Source organism: Ruegeria sp. AM7, from assembly GCF_056535965.1.
Genome location: NZ_JBQFJE010000004.1, coordinates 15,761 through 35,800, shown reverse-complemented (window position 1 = coordinate 35,800; position 20,040 = coordinate 15,761). Strand labels below are relative to the sequence as shown.

At 59.7% G+C, this 20,040-nt stretch carries 14 protein-coding genes and 8 pseudogenes; 13 read left to right on the top strand and 9 right to left on the bottom strand.

Annotation, left to right across the window (positions count from 1 at the left end):
• Nucleotides 1-115: 115 nt before the first annotated feature.
• Nucleotides 116-1,155, bottom strand: a pseudogene (locus tag ACR3EG_RS22010) (MBL fold metallo-hydrolase); the annotation flags it as partial.
• A pseudogene (locus tag ACR3EG_RS22005) lies at nucleotides 1,155-2,854 on the bottom strand (acyl-CoA dehydrogenase family protein). The pseudogenes ACR3EG_RS22005 and ACR3EG_RS22010, both read right to left, overlap by 1 nt.
• Before the next feature lie 136 nt (nucleotides 2,855-2,990).
• On the opposite strand from ACR3EG_RS22005, the pseudogene ACR3EG_RS22000 reads away from it, so the two are divergent.
• Nucleotides 2,991-3,940, top strand: a pseudogene (locus tag ACR3EG_RS22000) (L-threonylcarbamoyladenylate synthase).
• Here ACR3EG_RS22000 and ACR3EG_RS21995 read toward each other — a convergent pair.
• The gene (locus ACR3EG_RS21995) at nucleotides 3,941-4,495 is read right to left on the bottom strand and encodes a YqgE/AlgH family protein (protein WP_170353576.1); all 555 of its coding nucleotides are present in this window, start codon (nucleotides 4,493-4,495) and stop codon (nucleotides 3,941-3,943) included.
• 144 nt (nucleotides 4,496-4,639) lie between these two features.
• On the opposite strand from ACR3EG_RS21995, the gene ACR3EG_RS21990 reads away from it, so the two are divergent.
• Both ACR3EG_RS21990 and ACR3EG_RS21985 read left to right on the top strand, forming a co-directional pair.
• Complete coding sequence (locus ACR3EG_RS21990; protein ID WP_480483030.1) at nucleotides 4,640-5,422, top strand: protein-disulfide reductase DsbD domain-containing protein; 783 nt, start codon at nucleotides 4,640-4,642, stop codon at nucleotides 5,420-5,422.
• 30 nt (nucleotides 5,423-5,452) lie between these two features.
• Nucleotides 5,453-5,824, top strand: a complete 372-nt coding sequence (locus ACR3EG_RS21985; protein ID WP_480483028.1) for an NUDIX hydrolase — start codon at nucleotides 5,453-5,455, stop codon at nucleotides 5,822-5,824.
• A 43-nt stretch (nucleotides 5,825-5,867) separates the two neighbouring features.
• Here ACR3EG_RS21985 and ACR3EG_RS21980 read toward each other — a convergent pair.
• From ACR3EG_RS21980 to ACR3EG_RS21955, 6 genes and pseudogenes are all read right to left on the bottom strand, one after another.
• Nucleotides 5,868-9,264, bottom strand: a pseudogene (locus tag ACR3EG_RS21980) (efflux RND transporter permease subunit).
• Nucleotides 9,265-9,269: 5 nt separating this feature from the next.
• Nucleotides 9,270-10,723 (bottom strand): annotated as a pseudogene (locus tag ACR3EG_RS21975) (efflux RND transporter periplasmic adaptor subunit).
• A 105-nt stretch (nucleotides 10,724-10,828) separates the two neighbouring features.
• Nucleotides 10,829-11,371, bottom strand: coding sequence for a molybdenum cofactor biosynthesis protein B (moaB, locus tag ACR3EG_RS21970; RefSeq protein WP_209195381.1), 543 nt, complete (start codon nucleotides 11,369-11,371; stop codon nucleotides 10,829-10,831).
• Between the two features lie 6 nt (nucleotides 11,372-11,377).
• Nucleotides 11,378-11,998: a LysE family translocator gene (locus ACR3EG_RS21965; protein WP_209195382.1), complete on the bottom strand. Its 621-nt coding sequence runs from the start codon at nucleotides 11,996-11,998 to the stop codon at nucleotides 11,378-11,380.
• Nucleotides 11,995-12,592 (bottom strand): annotated as a pseudogene (locus ACR3EG_RS21960) (metallophosphoesterase family protein). Before ACR3EG_RS21960 ends, ACR3EG_RS21965 begins: the two are co-directional and overlap by 4 nt.
• Nucleotides 12,592-13,353: a uracil-DNA glycosylase gene (locus ACR3EG_RS21955; protein ID WP_480496661.1), complete on the bottom strand. Its 762-nt coding sequence runs from the start codon at nucleotides 13,351-13,353 to the stop codon at nucleotides 12,592-12,594. Before ACR3EG_RS21955 ends, ACR3EG_RS21960 begins: the two are co-directional and overlap by 1 nt.
• A gap of 46 nt (nucleotides 13,354-13,399) precedes the next feature.
• On the opposite strand from ACR3EG_RS21955, the gene ACR3EG_RS21950 reads away from it, so the two are divergent.
• From ACR3EG_RS21950 to ACR3EG_RS21905, 10 genes and pseudogenes are all read left to right on the top strand, one after another.
• Nucleotides 13,400-14,107 carry a scavenger receptor class F, member 2 gene (locus ACR3EG_RS21950; RefSeq protein WP_480496659.1) on the top strand — a complete coding sequence of 236 codons (708 nt, stop codon included), beginning with the start codon at nucleotides 13,400-13,402 and terminating at the stop codon, nucleotides 14,105-14,107.
• Between the two features lie 59 nt (nucleotides 14,108-14,166).
• The gene (locus ACR3EG_RS21945) at nucleotides 14,167-15,099 is read left to right on the top strand and encodes an aspartate carbamoyltransferase catalytic subunit (RefSeq protein WP_480947694.1); all 933 of its coding nucleotides are present in this window, start codon (nucleotides 14,167-14,169) and stop codon (nucleotides 15,097-15,099) included.
• A gap of 497 nt (nucleotides 15,100-15,596) precedes the next feature.
• A pseudogene (locus ACR3EG_RS21940) lies at nucleotides 15,597-15,982 on the top strand (hypothetical protein).
• Nucleotides 15,979-16,431, top strand: coding sequence for a hypothetical protein (locus ACR3EG_RS21935; RefSeq protein WP_480483014.1), 453 nt, complete (start codon nucleotides 15,979-15,981; stop codon nucleotides 16,429-16,431). The pseudogene ACR3EG_RS21940 and the gene ACR3EG_RS21935 overlap by 4 nt, the downstream one beginning before the upstream one ends.
• Nucleotides 16,428-17,708: a dihydroorotase gene (pyrC, locus tag ACR3EG_RS21930; protein WP_480496655.1), complete on the top strand. Its 1,281-nt coding sequence runs from the start codon at nucleotides 16,428-16,430 to the stop codon at nucleotides 17,706-17,708. Before ACR3EG_RS21935 ends, pyrC begins: the two co-directional genes overlap by 4 nt.
• Nucleotides 17,708-18,312, top strand: a pseudogene (gene plsY / locus ACR3EG_RS21925) (glycerol-3-phosphate 1-O-acyltransferase PlsY). Before pyrC ends, plsY begins: the two are co-directional and overlap by 1 nt.
• A complete protein-coding gene (locus tag ACR3EG_RS21920; RefSeq protein ID WP_480483010.1) occupies nucleotides 18,309-18,578 on the top strand; it encodes a hypothetical protein in 270 nt (89 codons plus the stop codon). Before plsY ends, ACR3EG_RS21920 begins: the two are co-directional and overlap by 4 nt.
• Nucleotides 18,579-18,773: 195 nt before the next feature.
• Nucleotides 18,774-19,250 carry a YHS domain-containing (seleno)protein gene (locus tag ACR3EG_RS21915; RefSeq protein ID WP_480483008.1) on the top strand — a complete coding sequence of 159 codons (477 nt, stop codon included), beginning with the start codon at nucleotides 18,774-18,776 and terminating at the stop codon, nucleotides 19,248-19,250.
• A 254-nt stretch (nucleotides 19,251-19,504) separates the two neighbouring features.
• The gene (locus tag ACR3EG_RS21910) at nucleotides 19,505-19,714 is read left to right on the top strand and encodes an outer membrane beta-barrel protein (RefSeq protein ID WP_480947607.1); all 210 of its coding nucleotides are present in this window, start codon (nucleotides 19,505-19,507) and stop codon (nucleotides 19,712-19,714) included.
• Between the two features lie 35 nt (nucleotides 19,715-19,749).
• Complete coding sequence (locus ACR3EG_RS21905; protein ID WP_480947642.1) at nucleotides 19,750-20,037, top strand: outer membrane protein; 288 nt, start codon at nucleotides 19,750-19,752, stop codon at nucleotides 20,035-20,037.
• Nucleotides 20,038-20,040 lie beyond the last annotated feature (3 nt).

Below are 20,040 nucleotides of genomic sequence, written 5' to 3'. Positions count from 1 at the left end.
GGCAGGTTTTGCGTGCCGGATTGCGCGTTGGGGTTGGCGTGGACTTCGTAACAGCGCGGCAAGGCCGCTGATTCTGCTGCCTCGGCCGAGGTTTCGATCTTGTCCATGGCTTTACCTTTGCGCTGAAACTCCACGCCCCGTCCGCGCGCCGCGTCCGGGTCACCGCTCCAATGTGGTAAAGATGGTTCAGATGTGCAACCGACTCGACCAGAGCCAGCCCATATTCGCCATCGCCGATCTGGCGTTTGAACAGGGGCGGAAAGCACTCGGCGGCGGTTTTGGGCGTGTCCAGATAGCTTTGCAGACGCTCCAACGCACCATGGTGATTGTCGATCAGTTGCTTCATCCGCAGCGGAAGGCCAGTGAAGGGCAGCTTGTGCCCGCCCAACGCCAGGTGATCGGGCGCGCCAACCCTTGCAGCCGCTCACAGGCCTCAAGCCATTCGGCTACCGGATCGGCCAGCGGCTCGGTCACATAAACCCCCAGATTGGGGCTGATCGAGCTTAGTATCTGATCGCCGGTGATCACCAGATTGTCGTCGCGACTCCAGAAGGTGGCATGTTCGGGGGCGTGGCCATTGCCCATATGCACGTCCCAATCGCGCCCGCCCATTCGGATCACGCTGCCCTGCTTGATCCGGGTAAAGCCCAGCGGCATCGGATAGACCGTGTCGCAGAAATTGAACGGCCGTTCGGTCATGCGTTTGGCCAGGAAATCGGCATCCATCCCGGCGCTGCGGTAATAATCCAGCGTCTCGGTCGGCCAGGTTTCCTGCACGTCCAACTGCAGCATCCGCGAAAACAGCCATGCGGTGCGGGTTGTCACCAGCTCGGCCCCGTGTTCGGACTGGAACCAACCGGCATTGCCGACATGGTCAGGATGGTGGTGTGTCACCACCACCCGCTTGACCGGCTTGCCGCCCAGCGGGCCCGCCATCAAATCAGCCCATATGCGGCGCGTCTTGTTCGAGGACAGACCGGTGTCGATCACCGTCCAACCGTCACCATCATCCAGCGCATAGATGTTGACGTGATCCAGCGCCATGGGCAGCGGCAAGCGCATCCACAGCACGCCTTCGGCGACCTCAATCGCCTCGCCCGGGGCCGGAGCCTCGGGCCAGGGATAACGGATCGTCAAAGGGCTCTGGCCGTCCATCAGGCGGCCAGTTCTTCAGCGCTGAGACCGTAGACATCTTCGGCCCCGTTTTGCGCCTGCGCCAGCAGACCTGAGTATTCAGGCAGCAGTGCGTTGATGTAGAAGCGCGCCAGCTTGAAGCGCGGACCTTCAGGCTCGGCCAGCGCCGCCTTCAGGTGGTAATGCGCGCCCAAAATGCGGGCGAAGGCATGCAACAGGCGACGGCACCGGCAAAACGGTTGTTCATATCGGCCTGCGATACCAACCACTCGGTGGCCTCGCGCAGGCTTTCGGTGGCTTCCCAGACCGGACCGGCCAGTTCCGGCATGGTCGCACGGGCCGTTTCAGCGTGATCCTCGATCTCGTCCAGAAGACGGCTGGCCGCTTCGCCGCCATCCATCAACTTGCGGGCCACAAGGTCCATCGCCTGAATGCCGTTGGTTCCTTCATAGATCGCTGTCACGCGGACATCGCGATAGAACTGCGCCGCGCCGGTTTCCTCGATGAAGCCCATTCCACCGTGGACCTGCACGCCCTCTTCCGAGACGCGCATGCCGGTTTCGGTTCCAAACGCCTTGCTGATCGGGGTCAGCAGCGCAGCGCGACACCCATTCAGGATCATTGGTGGCCGTCGCCATGTCGATCGCCGCCGCATTGGCCAGCATGATCGCCCGCGCCGCAAACGTGTCGGCACGCATGCTCATCAGCATCCGGCGCACATCGGCGTGGTCGATGATGGTACCAGAAGGCGTCTTGCCCTGCTTGCGTTCCAACGCATAGGCCAATGCGTGCTGATAGGCACCTTCAGCAACGCCAACGCCCTGACCACCCACGCCCAGACGCGCGTTGTTCATCATGGTAAACATCGCGGCCATGCCGCCATGTTCCTTGCCCACAAGCCAGCCTTTGGCACCGTCATACTGCATCACGCAGGTCGGCGAGCCGTGAAGGCCCATCTTATGTTCCAGCGAAACCACTTTCAGTTCATTCGCCACTCCGGGATTGCCGTTTTCGTCCGGCAGGTATTTGGCGCCAGGAACAACGAAATCCCCTTGGTTCCAGGGACGCCGTCGGGCAGACGCGCCAGAACAAGGTGGCAGACGTTTTCCGCAAAATCGTTGTCGCCCCAAGAGATGTAGATTTTTTGGCCCGACACCGCGAAAGTACCATCGCCATTGGGTTCCGCTTTTGATGTCAGCGCACCCACATCCGAACCGGCCTGCGGTTCGGTCAGGTTCATGGTGCCTGACCACTCGCCCGCGATCATCTTGGGCAGGTACAGCTCTTTCAGCGCATCACTGGCGTGGTGTTCCAACGCTTCGATCTGGCCCTGCGTCATCAGCGGGGCCAATTGCAGTGACAGACAGGCCGCTGACATCATCTCGTTTACGGCGGTTGTCAGAGTCATCGGCAGGCCCATGCCACCATATTCGGGATCCGCGCTCATGCCGATCCAGCCGCCTTCGGCAATCGCTTTCCAGCCGTCGCCATAACCCGGTGAGGTGCGCAGAACACCGTTCTCCAGCCGCGCCGGCTCCAGATCGCCGGGGCGTTGCAGCGGGGCCATGACCTCTTCGCACATCTTTCCAGCTTCGGTCAGAATCGCGCTGACCACGTCTTCGCTGGCTTCCGAAAACTTGTCAGTGGCGGCGATCTGTCCGAAATCGACCGCGTGGCGGAACAGGAATTCGTAGTCAGAGACTGGTGCGCGATATGGCATGGCTTCACCTCGGGGCTGTATAAAGGTCTGCAACGGCGGGGTTGGAAAACCAAGCGCCCACCGTTATTCATCTGGATTTGGACGATTACGTACCTGTCCCCATGATACAAGCAATCAAAACGCGGCGTCACCACCCATGATCCCCAACGGAACACACGAACTGTTCGCCGACCCGGATGGAATTGCGCAGGCAGCGGACCTGCTGCGGCAAGGACAGCTTGTCGCCTTCCCAACCGAGACCGTCTATGGGCTGGGCGGCGATGCCCGCAACGGAGAGGCCGTGGCCCGCATTTATGCAGCCAAAGGCCGCCCCAGTTTCAACCCATTGATCGCGCATGTCGCATCGGTCGACGCCGCAAAACGATTTGTGACATGGTCCGATCAGGCACAGGTTCTGGCAGATGCTTTTTGGCCCGGCCCGCTGACTTTGGTTTTGCCATTGCGCGCTGACCATCAAGTGTCGTCTCTGGTGACCGCTGGCCTCGATACGCTGGCCCTTCGCGTTCCGGCCCACACTACGGCACGCGCTATTCTCGAAGCCTTTGACGGGCCCGTTGCAGCGCCGTCAGCGAACCCGTCAGGGCAAATCAGCCCGACAACCGCTGGTCACGTGCGGGCCGGGTTGGACGGACGCATTGCCGCTATCGTAAACGACGGCCCGTGCGGGGTCGGTCTGGAATCGACGATCGTCGGACTGGCCGGTGAGCCAACCTTGTTACGCCCCGGCGGCGTCGCGCTGGAAGAGATCGAGAGCACCCTGAACACCCGCCTCCATCTACATCAAACCGGAGATCTGCTTACAGCCCCCGGCCAGTTACTATCCCACTACGCGCCCGATGCCCCGGTTCGCTTGAATGCTGACGCCACTCAGGGGACGAGGTGCTATTGGGCTTTGGGTCTATTCCTTGCGACCTTAACCTGTCGGCTGAAGGCAATTTGGTCGAAGCCGCCGCTAACCTGTTTGCAGCGCTGCACCAGTTGAATACCACCGGTCGACCGATTGCAGTTTCGCCAATCCCGGACCACGGCCTTGGGGCAGCAATCAATGACCGTCTGCGCCGCGCCGCTGCACCGCGCGATCGCTGATCAGGCACGCCCGGCGCTGGCCGACAAAGTCAACGGATCAACACCCAAAGTGGCAAGCGCGGCCTCCCATTTCTCGTCATCGGGTACGTCGAACACCAGTTTCGAGGACGCATCCGTGGTCAGCCAGCCATTCATGGCGATCTCATCCTCAAGCTGGCCAGGCCCCCAGCCGGAATAGCCCAGCGCCAATGTCGAATTGAGCGGACCACGGCCCGAGGCCAGATCTTCAAGGACGTCCAATGTCGCTGTCATGCTGAAATCATCCGAAATTTTCATCGAATGTAGATTCGCATCATAGTCTGAACTGTGCAGAACAAAGCCGCGCGACATCTCGACTGGCCCACCAAAATGCACAAGACGTTCGCCCACGACAGGGATTCGGCAGGCGATGTTGAGCTGCCCAAGCAAAGTCTTGATCCGCAGGTCTGACGGCTTGTTGATGATCAGACCCATCGCCCCATCATCTCCGTGGCTGCACATGTATACCACCGAATGATCGAAGCGCGGATCGCCCATACCCGGCATCGCAATCAACAGTTTTCCGGTCAGGTCCATAAGATGGCATCTCTTGCTTGGTGCCCTTCAACAATGGCCCGAGCGGCGGCGATTGGCAAGAGATCAGCGCAGATTTCCGCAGATTTCATTCGAGTGACCTGAACGTGACTTGGAATCTGCGTCGGGACCGCGCATTTATAGCTTATGAACGTACATATGACAGTCTCAGCGGTCGCATTGACCTTCGCCCTTGGATTTGTTGCCCCGGCATCCGCGCAGGTGACCGGGACCGTGGCAGAATTGGATATTCTCGACGGTGGTCGCACCACGCAGGGAACCTATATGACAGCGGTGCGGGTGACGTTGGATGATGGGTGGAAAACCTATTGGCGCGCGCCCGGTGATGCAGGCATTCCACCGCATTTCGACTGGAACAGTTCGGACAATGTTGGGAACGTGTCGATTACCTGGCCGACCCCTGATGTTTTTGTCCAGAATGGACTGCAATCCATCGGGTACGAAGACCAGCTTGTTCTGCCGGTTGAGATTACACCGAAGAATCCCGGCCAACCGGTGCACCTGAAAGGCACGATGGATCTTGGCGTGTGCAAGGAAGTCTGCATCCCGGCACAACTGGACTTCGATCACAAGCTGAACGCCGATGCCGGGCGCAACCCGGCCATTGCCGCAGCACTCGCGCAGCGCCCCTATTCCGCAAAAGAGGCAAGGGTCGCTCAGGCCAGCTGCCGCCTGACACCGACATCGGACGGGATGCAGATCGAAGCTCGGGTGACCATGCCCTCGGCTGGCGGTCAGGAACTGGCAGTTATTGAGCCCGGCAATCCCACTCTTTGGGCATCACAGCCCGATACTGAGCGCCAGGGTGACACGCTTGTCGCTACGTCCGAAGTGATCAGCGCATCCGTACTTTGCGTTGGAGCGGTCCGAGATCAGGATCACCGTTCTGGGCGCAAATCACGCGGTTGACATCAAAGGGTGCAGCGCAGGCTGATCCCGATGGTTCAAACGCCAAAAATCGGAGCACTGGCTGTCGTCATACACGACGCGCAGGTTCTGCTTGTGCAACGCAGCAAACAGCCAGACGCAGGGTTGTGGGGGTTTCCCGGCGGTCATGTGGAATGGGGCGAAACGGTTCTGCAAGCCGCAAAACGCGAATTGCATGAGGAAACCTCGGTCACGGCGAAGCCTCTGCATTATCTGGACAATCTGGATCTGTTGCGACGGGACTCGCACGGGGCTGTAGTATCGCATTATCTTTTGGTTGGTGTGATGTGCGCATACCAGTCCGGGCAGCCTGTTGCAGGCGACGATGCGTTGGATGCGCGTTGGTTTCCTTGGAACAGATACGGCGCGGTGACCTGCCCATGAGCAATCGGGTCAATGATCTATTAGAGACGGCCCTGCGCCGAAACTAGGCCGAGCGGGCCTTGAGACGTGCGAAAAACAGGCCAGACGCGGCGATGCTGAGCACAAGAATGACAACCGCCCCGCAACAAATGCGCCCAGCCCCATTTGCAGAGCTACAAGACCGTCCGCAGACCCATAAAGCCCAGATAATATACCCAAAGGCGCACCCGTAATGACCGGGAGCACCATGGTCATGCCGAACCAGACCAGCAACGCTGTACCGGTGGCGGCAAGAGCGCCCTGCACCACCCGGTCAGGCGCGCGCACCGCGCGCCGCATAGCCGTGATCGGACGCGACAGGTCGTTCAGAATTCCCAACAGCGCCGGCACCAGAACCAGTACCAAAATCATCCCGAAGGCCAGGCCATAGACCAGAGTGATCACCGTCGGCTTGAGGAATTGCGCTTGTTGCGACCCCTCATACAGCAACGGGGTCAGGCCAAGAACAGTCGTCAGCGTTGTCAGCATAACTGGACGCAATCGGTCTGCGGTTCCTTCGATGATAGACGGCACCAGCCCGCGATCCTGCTGATAAGCATCTATCGTCGTCACCAAAACGATCGAGTCGTTGATAATTATCCCGGTCATCCCCAGCAGCCCTACAACGGTGAACATGCTCAGCGGCACCTCCCAGATGTAGTGGCCCCAGATCGTTCCAACCAACCCAAACGGAATAATCGCCATAACGACCAGAGGTCGCGTCCAACTGGCAAAGACCCAGGCCAGAACAAGATAGATGCCGGTCAGACACAGGATCAGACCGGTGCGGGCCTCGGACAAAAACTCATCCTCCTGCTCGCTCAAACCCGCCATGGTCCATTCGACCTGACGTTTGGCGGCGATGTCGGGTAGAATTTCCTCGCTCATAGCGCGGTTTATCTCTTCGGCGCGGGTGGGGTCGTCTTCCGCGATGTCGCCATTGACCGAGATGACCCGCAGGCCGTTTTCACGGCGGACAGTAGAAAACCCTGACTTGCGCTGAACTGATACGATATCGGCCAGCGGCACATACACGCCATCCGGAGTCCGCATCAGTGTGCGTTCCAGGAAATCGGCAGTCAGCTCGTCCTCGGGCAATTCGACCCGGATTTCAGCGCTGCGGGGACCGTCGGGGAAGGTCGCGGCCTCAATCCCGTTCAGACGGTCTCGCAGGACACGGCCAAGTGTTTCAATCCGGAAGCCCAGTGCTTGTCCCTGCGCCGTCAGATCCAGAATGAACTCTTCCTTGTCATAGGCAAGATTATCCTCCAGCGCCGAGACTTCGGGGTATTTCGAAAGCTCGGCCTGAAGGTCTTCGGATGCGGCCTTAAGCGTGTCTACGTCTGCGCCATAAAATTGCACGTCAATCGCATCACCACCCGGCCCCGACCGCCAGCCACGGAAGCTGAGCAATTCGACCTTGGGATGGCGCGGGACGAAATCCTGCAATTCGCCAACGAATTCAAAACTGGAATAGGGGCGCAGATCGGCATCGATCAACTCGATCGAGATGCCGCCGAGAAGATCTTCGTCCTTGCCATCCGCCGCAGACAGTCCGCGGCCCGCCGATCCGCCAATCTCGGACAAGACATAGTCAATGGGATTGCGCCCATGGCGTTCTTCGTAAATTTGCCCCAATTCGTCCACGGCGATCTGCAGCTGGCGCATCATGGCCAGCGTGTCCTGACGCGTCGCGCCTTCTGCCATGATGAAATTGCCGGTGACCGAACCACGCTCGGGCGCATTGAAGAATCGCCAGTTCACGTCACCTTTGATGAACAGCGCCGCCTGACTTGCCAGGATCAGGATCATCAGCGCAACAACGACATAACGCGCCCAGATGACCCAAGCGATGAATGGGCGGAACAACTGATCGCGCACCCAGCGGAACCCGCGATTGACGACCCGGTTGGGCCAATCATACCAGTGTTCTTTCGCGGAATGTGCAATGGCGTGGGCCATATGGTTCGGCAGGATCAAAAAACACTCGATCAACGAGGCGATCAGAACCGCGATCACAGTAAAGGGAATGTCCCGGATCAACTCACCGAACCGGCCGCCAATCGCGGTCAGACCGAAAAAGGCAATGACCGTTGTCAGGGTCGCGGCAAAAACCGGCATCGCCATGCGCCGCGCTGCGCTTTCAGCTGCCACCATCGGGGCCTCGCCCAAGCGACGAGCACGGAAATCGGCATGTTCACCGACAACAATGGCGTCGTCCACAACGATACCCAGCGTGATGATCAGACCAAACAGCGACACCATGTTGATCGACAACCCGCCGATATACATGAAAGCAATCGCCGCAGACATCGCCACCGGGATCCCCGCCGCCACCCAGAACGCGATACGCGCATTCAGGAACAGAAACAGCAGACACACAACCAGCCCCAGGCCCATGAGGCCATTGTCGATCAGGATGTCCAGCCTGTCGGTGATTGCCTGCGCGCGGGTTCGGATCAACTCGACCGACACGCCTGCAGGCAGGCTGGCCTGCATCTCGGCTACGACCTCCTCGACAGTGCCCTGAATCTCGATCGCGTCCCCTAGGTTCGAGCGATCCACCCGCACTGACATCGCCGGGTTTTCACCTACGAAATAGCTGCGAATTCGGTCAACGCCCTCAACGCGGATCTGCGCCACGTCGCCGATCAGCAACTTGGATCCGTCCGGGAAATTGCGCAGCGGGATGCCTTCAATTTCCTCAGGCGTTCGCTTCTCGGTGCCGGTGCGAATGCGGGCATTGGCGCCCGTAACATCCCCGGCGGGGTTAGCCGTGACTTCGGCCGCAACGGCAGTCGCGATCTCGGACAGAGTGATATCGTTGGCAATCAACTGCGCGGTCGGAACCTCGATCACCACGCGCGGTGCAGCCAGCCCCGGATGGTCGTCCGTGTAACACCCACGGCAAACAGGCGGTTGATCAGTTCATCGGTGAATTTGGCAAGCTGATCCGGGGCAACAGGCCCGGTTACCACCACATCCGTTACACGGTCCCGCCACGCACCGCGCCGGATCGTAGGCTCTTCGGCATCTTCTGGCAGGTTGGTCACGCCATCAACGGCTGTTCTGACTTCTTCTACTGCGCGGGACATGTCCCAATTCGGCTCGAACTCCAGCCGAATGCTGGTCCGCCCCTCGCGCGAGGTCGCCTCGGTACTGGAAACGCCCTCAACCGCCAGCAGCGCAGGTTCAAGCGCCTGAACGATTCCATTGTCCACATCCTCGGGACCCGCCCCTTCCCACACGACGTCGACGTCAACACGTTCAAGGATGACGTCTGGAAAGAACTGCGCTCGCATGTTGGGCAAAGCCGCCACACCCAGCACCAGCAAAACCAGCAGCAACAGGTTCGCCACCGTGCGATGCCGGGTGAAATAGCTGAGGATACCACTTGCCGCGCCGGGGATCTCGCGCATCATAGCGGTTAACCTCCGGCCCGGTTTTCAATGCGGCGCACCAGAGATGCGGGAACTTTCGCCTCGCTGAGCTGTCCCAGGACGCGGTCTTTCATATCCTTCGGCATCTTGTCGCTGGCCTCGACCTGCGCGACAAGCCGCGCGCGCTGCTCGTCCGACAGCTCGACCAAATCGGGTTCAGCCCCGGCATTGGCTTCAATCCGCAAAGGGCGGACACGAACACCAGCACCCAGCAACGGCGTGCGGCCGATGACAACCTCGCGGCGTCCAGACCTTTGCCCCGCAACAAAACCTCGTCTCCCTGACGACGGATCAGTTCGACCGGCAAAGCTTCGAGCCGGTCACCCGTGCCCAGCACCAGAACCGTGCCAACCGCATCCAGAACCGAAGACGGCAGCCGCACTACATTGTCCAATGGCTGTTCCTGCACGGTCACTGTTACGAAGTCACCGGGTTTGAAACCCGACGCGTTATCCATCCGCGCATAAAGCAAGCGCCCCGTTTGCCCCTCACCGGCTGACCCACTATCGCGGCTGATGCGACCAGTCGCGGACAGATCTGTGCCCGTGACCTCAAGCGAGACCGTGACGGGCGCGTTGATAAGATTGCCCTCGGCATCCAGCAAACGCACGAATTGCGCGGTCGAAACGCGGAACGCGACCTCAAGCGCATTCGGATCGACCAGTTCTGCCAGTTTTTCATTGGCGGATACCAAACGGCCTTCGACCAGAGTTACATCCGTAAGCGTTCCACCGAACCTCGCGTGGATGGTCATGTCGCCCAAATCACGCTCGGCGGCCTCAAGTGCGATGCGTGCACGTGACAACAGCGTCGTCGCCTGATCCACCCGCGATTCCGCCTGTGCCAACGCGATGCGCCGGGCCAAAACCGCTTGCTCTGCCGCTGCCGCAGCAAGTTCGGCATCATCAGCCGTCGCCACCGAACCAACGCCCCGAGCAAGAAGATCCTGCTGACGTTTCATCGCGCGGTTTCGCAATTCGACCTGCGTTTCCGATGATTTCAACTCATCCTGAGCAAGCAGCAAAGACCGCTCGGCGTCGCGTTCTTCGAATTGGGCATCCAGCAGATCTGACTTGGCCCGATCCAGCGCCGATTGCGCATCGGCAGGGTCCAGTTCGACCAAAACCTCGCCGGCACTAACGGAACCGCCATCCTCGAAGTCATCCGACAGAGACACTACGCGCCCGCCCAGTGCCGCGCGCAGTTCCAAGCGTCTGCGGCTTTGTACTTCACCAAATGCCTCGAGATAGGGTGTCACGGTTTCCAGTTCCGCCGGACGGACAGTGACCGCGAAAACACGTTCCCGCGCCTGCGGCGCCGCGTCCTCGCGTGTCAGCAAATCCTGCACCGCGCCCGCAATAATCTGGGCGGCCGCAAACAAGAGAGCCAGCGTCAAAGACGCCAGAAACACTCCGACAAGGCTTTGCCTCAGAAATCGCATATTGCACTTACCCCGGTTGCATCAGGCTACCTGCCGCAAAGGTAGCTGGGCGGCCAAAAATGCCAAGCCACAAAGCGGTTACGAACAGTTGAACGTGCGACCAGTCTACTTCCGTCGCAGATGTTCGTCCAATCTTGGCATTATTTCCACGAAATTGCAGGGACGGTGGCGGTAGTCGAACTGCTTTTCCAGGATCGCGTCCCAAGCATCCTTGCAGGCGCCGGGGCTGCCGGGCAATGCGAACAGATAGGTGCCGCCGGCCACGCCCCCAGTGGCGCGGGACTGAACGGCCGAGGTGCCGATCTTCTCCATCGACACGATCGTGAACACTGTTCCGAAGGCTTCGATCTCTTTCTCATAGACGTCCCGATGCGCCTCGACCGATACATCGCGCCCGGTCAGACCAGTGCCACCGGTCGAGATCACAACGTCGATATCGGGATTGGCGACCCAGTCGCGCAACTGATCAGCAATCTGAGCGCGCTCATCACGGATGATCTTGCGGTCCGCCACCAAATGGCCAGCCTTTTCGATGCGGTCTACCAGTGTCTGCCCCGAGCGGTCCTCGTCCAGCGAGCGGGTGTCCGAGACGGTCAGAACAGCGATCCGTACCGGAATGAAGTCTTTGGTTTCGTCAATGCGTGACATCTTGCGTCAGGCCCTTTCCATGATGGCAAGCCGGATGGCGAGGGCGGTGAAAATCCCTCCTGTCACCCAGCCCATGATACGCGAGGCGCGCGGGTTCGAGATCAGAACCTTGCCCGCGCCACCGGCAAACACCCCGACCAGGCCGTTCACCACGAACCCGCCCAGCGCGATCACCACGCCAAAGATCAGAAATTGCGGCAGGATCGGACCAAGGGCCGGGTTTACGAATTGGGGGATAAAGGCAAGCACGAACAGGATCACCTTGGGATTGGTCAGGTTCACCACCATGCCATCCCTGAACGCGTGATGTGCGGGTCTGGTGGGGGCGTCTGCAGAAATGGCTCCGTTTCGGATCGCGCCCCAGGCCAGATACAGCAGATAGGCCACGCCCATCCAGCGGATCACATCAAACAGCCACGGCAGCGCTGCCACCGCAGCGCCCAGCCCCAGCCCGGCCAGAAGGACATGCACCATCAGCCCGACCGAGACGCCAGCGCTGGCCACCAAGGCCGGTTTAGACCCCGATTTCAGACCCTGCCCGAAACAGAACATCATATCCGCGCCCGGTGTGAAGTTCAGCGCCAAAGCCGCAGGGATAAAGGCAAGCAGAGTGACTGTTTCGATCATGCTTCAACCTCGAACCAATTCACCCGCGGCCCTAGATTGGCAACCTGAGTGCGTCCCAGCGTGCCACGATAGCCCCAGCTGTCGTGAATGCGCCTGCAATGACATCTGCGGTTGCAACCGTTCGATCGCGTTTCGCACCGCAGTCGACCCCACCGCATCATCGGTCGAGGTCACATCGCCATAGCCTTTCGGCGGGGAATGCGTGATCAGAACATCCGCCCCTTCGCACCGGTCCAGCAACTCGGCGGCCTCGCCCTCGGACAGGTCGCAGGACCAGTCGCCGAATGGCGTCGGCGGCACGCCATAGCCCAAACCGAACAGGCGCAACCCATCTACACTCATGCCTGTCCCGTGCAGGACGTGCACGCCATGCGGCGCGGCCTGTGTCAATTCCTCGGCGCTTTCGGCATTGCCGGGCACCAGAACCAAGGGCGCGGCGATGCCAGACAGCATCTGCATCGCCTCGTCCAAACCCTGTCGCATGTTACAGAAGTCTCCGGCCCCGATCACCAGAGCGGCCGTGTCGCTGGCCGCGACCAGTTCGGCGGCGCGGTTGCGGGCCATATGCAGGTCGGAAAAGGCCAGAATGCGCATCACTTGCCCTCCAACCGGGTTTTCAGCTCCAGCAAATCTGCCCAGGCTTGCCGTTTGGCTTGTGGCTGGCGCAGCAGATAGGCGGGGTGGAACATAGGGATCACCGGTAGGTTCATCGCCTGATCCCAGTGACCGCGCAGTCGGGTGATGCCGCGTTTGCCCAGCACAGCCTGACAGCTGATATTGCCCATGACCACCAGAACCTCGGGCTTGGCCAAGGCCACGTGCCGTTCCAAAAACGGTTTCATCATCCCGATCTCCTCGGGCTTGGGATCCCGGTTTTGCGGAGGCCGCCATGGCAGCACATTGGTAATGTAGACGTTCTTGTGACGATTCAGATCAATCGCGGCTAACATCCGGTCCAATAACTGACCCGCGCGACCGACAAAGGGTTTACCTTCGCGATCTTCCTCGCGACCCGGAGCCTCGCCGATGATCATCACTCGCGCCCCCGGCGTGCCATCGGCAAACACCAACTGCCGCGCACCGCGCTTCAGCTCGCAATGGTCAAACGCCTCCATGGTTGCGCGCAATTGATCCAGCGATCCCGCGCCTTGAGCCGCAGCTTTGGCCACCGCAACCGGATCGACCTGTTTGGGTTTTTCCGGCGCCGCCTGCGCCACAGGTTTCTTGACCTTGGGCGCGGTGTCAGGCAACGCGTAGCGGTCTATCGGCACATCCCCGATAGACTCGGTCGCGCCCAGTTCGATCTGCCAGTCCAAAAGGGCCCGCGCCGTGTGATAATCCAAAGCCGATTCCATGCCTCACAATCTAACCAGCTTTTGACCGAGGGAAAGCGAATAGCACTTGATCGACCCGGCAACCGGGCAGACCATGGCCCTATTCATGCCGAGCCTTATTCGATTCTTTCTGGTCATCTTCCTGCTGATCCCCATCGGCACCCCTAGCTTTGCGCAGGTAAACGACCGTTTCGGCGTTCAGAACCGAGGTATCCAAGATCGCAACGGCTTCCAACAGCGCAACCGTGTCCAGAACCAATGCCGCGCGGGGCAACTCAGATGTGGGCGGAATTGCTGCCCCGTTGGACAACGCTGCAGTTTTGACGGAAACTGCATCCCGCCCGGTGGCACCTATTGCGGCGGCGGCTTTTCCTGCGGTCCATTTGAACGCTGCGTCGGCAATCGCAGATGTGCCCCAAAGGGCGAAAACAAGTGCCGGTCCAGTCTGGACTGCCCCAGCGGCACCTCTTGCAACGGGCGTGGCGAATGCGAGGCAATCCAGCTGGAATTCACTCTGCCCCGGCCAAAATGCGACGATGGCCGCACCTGCGCCAGCGGCACAAGCTGCCTGCCCGGCGGTGGATGCACCCGCCCCGGCTGGTTCCTGTGCGAAGAAACCGGATCGCAATGCCGGCAGGGGTTCAAATGCTCGGCCAATCAGGGCTGTGTCCCGGTCAAGGCCGTCGATTGCGGCAACGCCAAATGGTGCAAACCCGGCGAGCAATGCCTGCCCGAAGGCGGATGTGAGAAACTGCCCGAAGGGTCCGATCCTTAGGTTGCCTTGGCCCGCGCGGCTTCTTATAAGCGGCTCGATTGTCAGACCGGAGCCCGCCCATGCGTTTTGCCCATCGTCACCTTCTTGGCATCGAGCATCTGTCACAATCCGATATCACTGCGGTTCTTGACCTAGCCGAGACCTATGTCGACATGAACCGCCAGTCGACCAAGCATTCCGACGTGCTGTCAGGGCTGACGCAGATCAACATGTTTTTTGAGAACTCGACCCGCACGCAGGCCAGTTTCGAACTGGCGGGCAAGCGGCTGGGCGCGGATGTGATGAACATGGCGATGCAGGCCAGCTCGATCAAAAAGGAAACCCTGATCGACACGGCGATGACGCTGAATGCGATGCATCCCGATCTTCTTGTGGTGCGGCACCCGCATTCCGGCGCGGTGGACCTGCTGGCGCAAAAGGTGAATTGCGCCGTGCTGAATGCGGGCGACGGCAAGCACGAACACCCCACGCAGGCGCTGCTGGACGCGTTGACCATCCGCCGCGCCAAGGGTCGTTTGCACCGTCTGAACATCGCGATTTGCGGGGACGTAGCGCATTCGCGTGTGGCACGGTCGAACCTGATCCTGCTGGGTAAGATGGAAAACCGTATCCGCCTGATCGGCCCGCCGACGTTGGTGCCTTCGACCTTTGCCGAGTTCGGGGCCGAGATTTACGACGACATGAACGAAGGTCTGAGGGACGTCGACGTCGTGATGATGCTGCGCCTTCAGAAAGAGCGGATGGATGGCGGCTTTATCCCCTCGGAGCGCGAATATTACCACCGCTACGGGCTGGATGCGGCAAAACTGGCGCTGGCCAAACCCGACGCCATCGTCATGCATCCCGGCCCGATGAATCGCGGCGTGGAAATCGACGGCACGCTGGCCGATGACATCAACCGGTCCGTCATTCAGGAACAGGTCGAGATGGGCGTCGCCGTCCGCATGGCGGCGATGGAACTACTAGCCCGCAACCTGCGCGAGGCCGCATGAGCGACCTGACCGTTGCCCCTCATGAACGCGGTGTGATCCGCCTGTTCACGCTGGACATGCGCCCCGAAGAGGCAAAGTTCCTGCGCGAACCCGGTGCCGCCGATCAGGTTCTGGGGGTCGATAGTCTGGATGCCGAACAGATCGACATCTTTCCGGTCTCAGACCTCGAAGACCTTGGGCTCTATGGATATTTGCATGAAGGCGGCGGTGTGTCTGAGGATCAGCTAAACCGCACAATGCTGGATGCTATCGAAGGCTGGGTCATGGCCGTCCGCAGCGCCGCCTTTCACGGCCCAGCCACGACACTGAACCCCGACCCACGGGTTCGCCTGCTGGGGCTATACACTGAAGAGGCAACAAACTGGACCGGCAGCGTGATCGAGACCGAAAGCGCCAAGACCTTCTCGGCGCCCCAGAACCCCGTAGAAAACAACGCACCGCGCCGCATCGGGTCCGCGATCCTGGCGGTGATCGCCCTGCTTATTGTCGGAGGCGCTATGGCTGATCCTGTAGTCTTCACGCCGCATCGAAGTGCCTATATCCAGACCAACCTGACCCTTGCTGCTATCGCGATGGCCGGGGCGATGATCGTGTTGTGGCTGGTCGGAAACCTTATGTCTGGACCGGCGCGCCCGCCGGTCTGGCCGCCATCGGGTTTCGCGCGTGGTATCTGGCCTCGGAAGAGCTGACAAACACGTGGGAGATGTCGGACACCACCCTCACCGGCCCCGGCCCACGCACCATCGCCCTGAACCAGGTCGACGCCGTCAACACGATGGGCAGTTTCGTGCAGGTTGTCACCAAAAGCGGCGACAAGCACCTGATCAAGTACCAAGCCGACCCCGCCGCCACCAAAGCCGCCATCGAAAGGGCCATGGGATGAGCGACGACTGGTGGCGCAAGAAAATACCCGACACTGAACAGGTGCTGTGGCATGGGCGGCCTTATCAGGGGTACTTTCCTCCGCGCCTGAGATGGGCATATGGCATTTTAATTGCCTGTCTTGCGCTCGGTTGGATTGCCAGCCCTTGGTTTGCGGAGACTATGCGCGACTATTGGAAGCTAATCGGATGCACGCTGTTACTGGCGTTTTTCATGTGGTGGGAACGGTTAATCCGCACGCGGCGCGTCTATGTTGTGACCAATCGCAACGTCTGGTGGATCAGCGGGATTTTTAAAGCAAAATCTCTCTCCATTCATCCCGACCTGAAATTCTATCGCAACGGACACAACATCGTGTTTTCGCAACTGCGTTTCCTGGTATTCGAATACCTCCCCGACCCGGACGCCGCCATGGAAGCCCTGACCAAAGCCCGAGAGGCCCAGACATGACCGCCCAGATTTTCACCAATGCCCGACTGATCGACCCAGAGGCGGGAACGGACACCCTCGGTTGGCTACTGATTACAAACGGTCAGATAAAGGACCACGGCAAAGGCGCAGCCCCGACAACGGACGCGCAGATGATCGATTGCGGCGGGCATTGCCTCGCCCCTGGCATCGTGGATATCGGCGTCAAGGTTTGCGAGCCAGGCGAACGGCATAAGGAAAGCTATAAATCTGCAGGTCTGGCCGCCGCCGCCGGGGGCGTGACCACTATCGTCACCCGACCTGACACCAGCCCAGCGATCGACACGCCGGAAACGCTGGAGTTCGTTACCCGCCGCGCACAAGCAGATGCGCCGGTGCATGTTCTGCCTATGGCCGCCCTGACCAAAGCCCGCGAAGGTCGCGAGATGACCGAGATCGGCTTTCTGCAAGACGCAGGTGCCGTGGCCTTTACCGATTGCGACCACGTGATCGCCAACACCAAGGTATTTTCCCGCGCGCTGACCTATGCGAAATCCTGCGGGGCACTGGTAATTGCGCATCCGCAGGAGCCCGGCCTCAGCGCCGGAGCGGCCGCTACCAGCGGCAAGTTCGCCGCGCTGCGTGGTTTACCTGCCGTTTCGCCCATGGCTGAGCGCATGGGGTTGGACCGTGATATCGCCCTGCTGGAAATGACTCGGGCCAAATACCACGCCGATCAGATCACCACCGCCCGCGCCCTGCCCGCGCTGGAACGCGCCAAACGCAACGGGCTGGACATCACCGCAGGCACATCGATCCACCACCTGACGCTGAATGAGTTGGACGTGGCCGACTATCGCACCTTCTTCAAGGTAAAGCCGCCGCTGCGGTCCGAGGATGACCGGCAAGCTGTGATCGAAGCGGTGCGCACTGGGCTGATCGACATCATCAGTTCGATGCACACGCCACAGGACGAAGAAAGTAAACGCCTGCCCTTTGAAGAAGCGGCATCGGGCGCAGTGGCGCTTGAGACGTTGTTGCCTGCCGCACTGCGCCTTTACCATGCCGAACAGCTTGATCTTCCGACCCTGTTCCGGGCGATGGCTTTGAACCCTGCAAAACGGCTGGGTCTGGATAGTGGTCGATTGACCGAGGGCGCACCCGCCGATCTGGTCCTGTTCGACCCGGATATGCCTTTTGTGCTGGATCGTTTCAGCTTGAAATCGAAATCGCAGAACACTCCGTTTGACGGCCAGCGGATGCAAGGTAAGGTCACGGCAACCTATGTCGCAGGCCAAGAAGTATACCGGAGACCCTGATGCCCCCCATTGACAGTTCCACGGCCCAACTGATCCTTTGGGCCGCGCTTGGTTATTTGATGGGGTCGATCCCTTTGGCATGATCATCGCCAAGGTGATGGGGCTGGGAAATCTGCGCAATATCGGCTCGGGCAATATCGGCGCGACCAATGTTTTGCGCACCGGGAACAAGCGCGCCGCTGCGCTGACCTTGATCTTTGACGCGGCCAAAGGCGCGGTCGCCGTCCTGCTGGCGCGTGCACTGGCCGGAGAAGACGCCGCTCAAATCGCCGCCCTGGCCGCTTTTCTGGGTCACTGTTTCCCTGTCTGGTTGGGGTTCAAAGGCGGCAAAGGGGTCGCAACCTTCCTTGGGCTGTGGCTGGCACTGGATTGGCGCGTCGGTATCGCCTGTTGCCTGACATGGTTGTTTGCCGCAGCAGTCTGGCGAATCTCGTCTTTGGCAGCTCTCAGTGCTGCCGCGATGTCGACGATTTGGGTGATGTTCCTGACCAATGGCACGGCGTTTGGGTTGGGTGTGGCCCTGACTTTGCTGGTCTACTGGCGTCACGGGGCAAATATCGCCCGCATCCGGGCCGGAACGGAACCCAAAATCGGAAAATCTTGACCGCGCTGGCGCCGTTCCTGACGGCGGTTTTCCGCATCCCGCTTGGAACGTCAACTGGGCGCAGCCACGGGCGTCGCTATGTCGTGAGCCGAACCGCGCTGGCAGGCGGAAAATCCATAAAGCTGGTAGCACACGAGCTTGGTGGGACCGATTACATCAGCCTGAACCTGTACATGACGGCAAATAGTGGTGCATTGCTGCGCCCGTGTGAGATGCCGGCTGATAAAGTGATTGAATTCGTTGTTGGTTTTGCGCCCGATCCTTAGGCTCTACTCTGCATATTTGCACAAAACCTATTCTATTACGCACAATCACAATTGATTGTTTTGAACGTGATCACAGCATTACCCACTTCGGTGTCGTGACGGCCAATTACCGACCGCACGGAACAAAATCGACAGGGTCACTCAGGCACAATTCAGGGTGTCGTCCGGTGGCTCAATTCACGAAAGGTGAAAACCATGAACAAGATCAAATCCCTCATCGGCGGCGTTGCGCTGTCTGTAGCAGTTGCAAGCACGGCGATGGCCGCAGGCGTTGACCTGAACGCAAGCTCGACCGGTCTGGCGCTGCAGGGTTATGACCCGGTTGCCTACTTCACCGTTGGCGAAGCCACCAAAGGCGACTACCGCATCACCACGCTGCACAACGACGCTTTGTATCGCTTTGCAAACGAAGAAAACAAAGTCGCGTTTGAAGAAAACCCCGAAGCGTACCTGCCCGCATATGGCGGCTACTGCGCATTCGGCACCGCGATGGGCTTCAAGTTTGACGGCGACCCGAACTACTGGAAAATCGTTGATAACAAGCTGTACCTGAACCTGTCGGCCGACATTCAGGAACGCTGGGAAGGCGACATCCCGGGCTTTAACGAGCGTGCGGACACCAACTGGAAAGACATTGCCGACAAAACTCCGGCAGAACTGCAGGCGCAATAATCCGCCTACGCACTCCAACACAACGGCGGCAGAGCATTCTGCCGCCGTTTTTCTTTTGTTTTTAATTCACTCGCATACTTTCCCTAACCGCCTCTGCTTCGGATTGTCCGGAATGCCCGCGCTGCAGATGACCGCGTCGACTTTCCACTTTCATCCGTGAATGATCCAGCCTCTCGCTCAAACGTATTCAGTTATGTGAGCGCACGATCATCCGTAGGTCGGCAAAAAACCAATTTGAGGGAAAGGAACACAATATGAATAAACGTCTTTTAGCAGCGGCAGGCATTGCATTTCTGGCCGCAGGATCCGCTGCTGCGCAGTCTTCTGGCAACTGGACGGGCTTCTACGGCGGTCTGCAGGTTGGTTATGCCGATATCGACACCAACGTCTCTGGCATCGACGGAGACGGCGCGATCGGCGGTATCATTCTGGGTTATGATTACGATCTGGGGATTGGGTCGTAGGTGGCGGCTTCGACTATGACTGGACCGATGTTGATCTGGGTGGCGCAGCCACGGTCGAGGATGTGTGGCGCATCAAGGCCCGTGCGGGCTACAAGGTCACGTCAGTGGGTTTGCTTTATGGCATCGGCGGATATGCCGAGGCTGGTACCGACAATCTGAGCAGCGATAATGGTTGGTTTATCGGTGCTGGTTACGAACATATCGTGGCACCAAACGTCAGCATTGGTGGAGAAATCCTGTATCACGAGTTCAACGATTTCAATTCATCCGGCGTTGATGTCGACGCCACGACATTTCAGGCCCGTGCGGCCTATCGGTTTTGATTT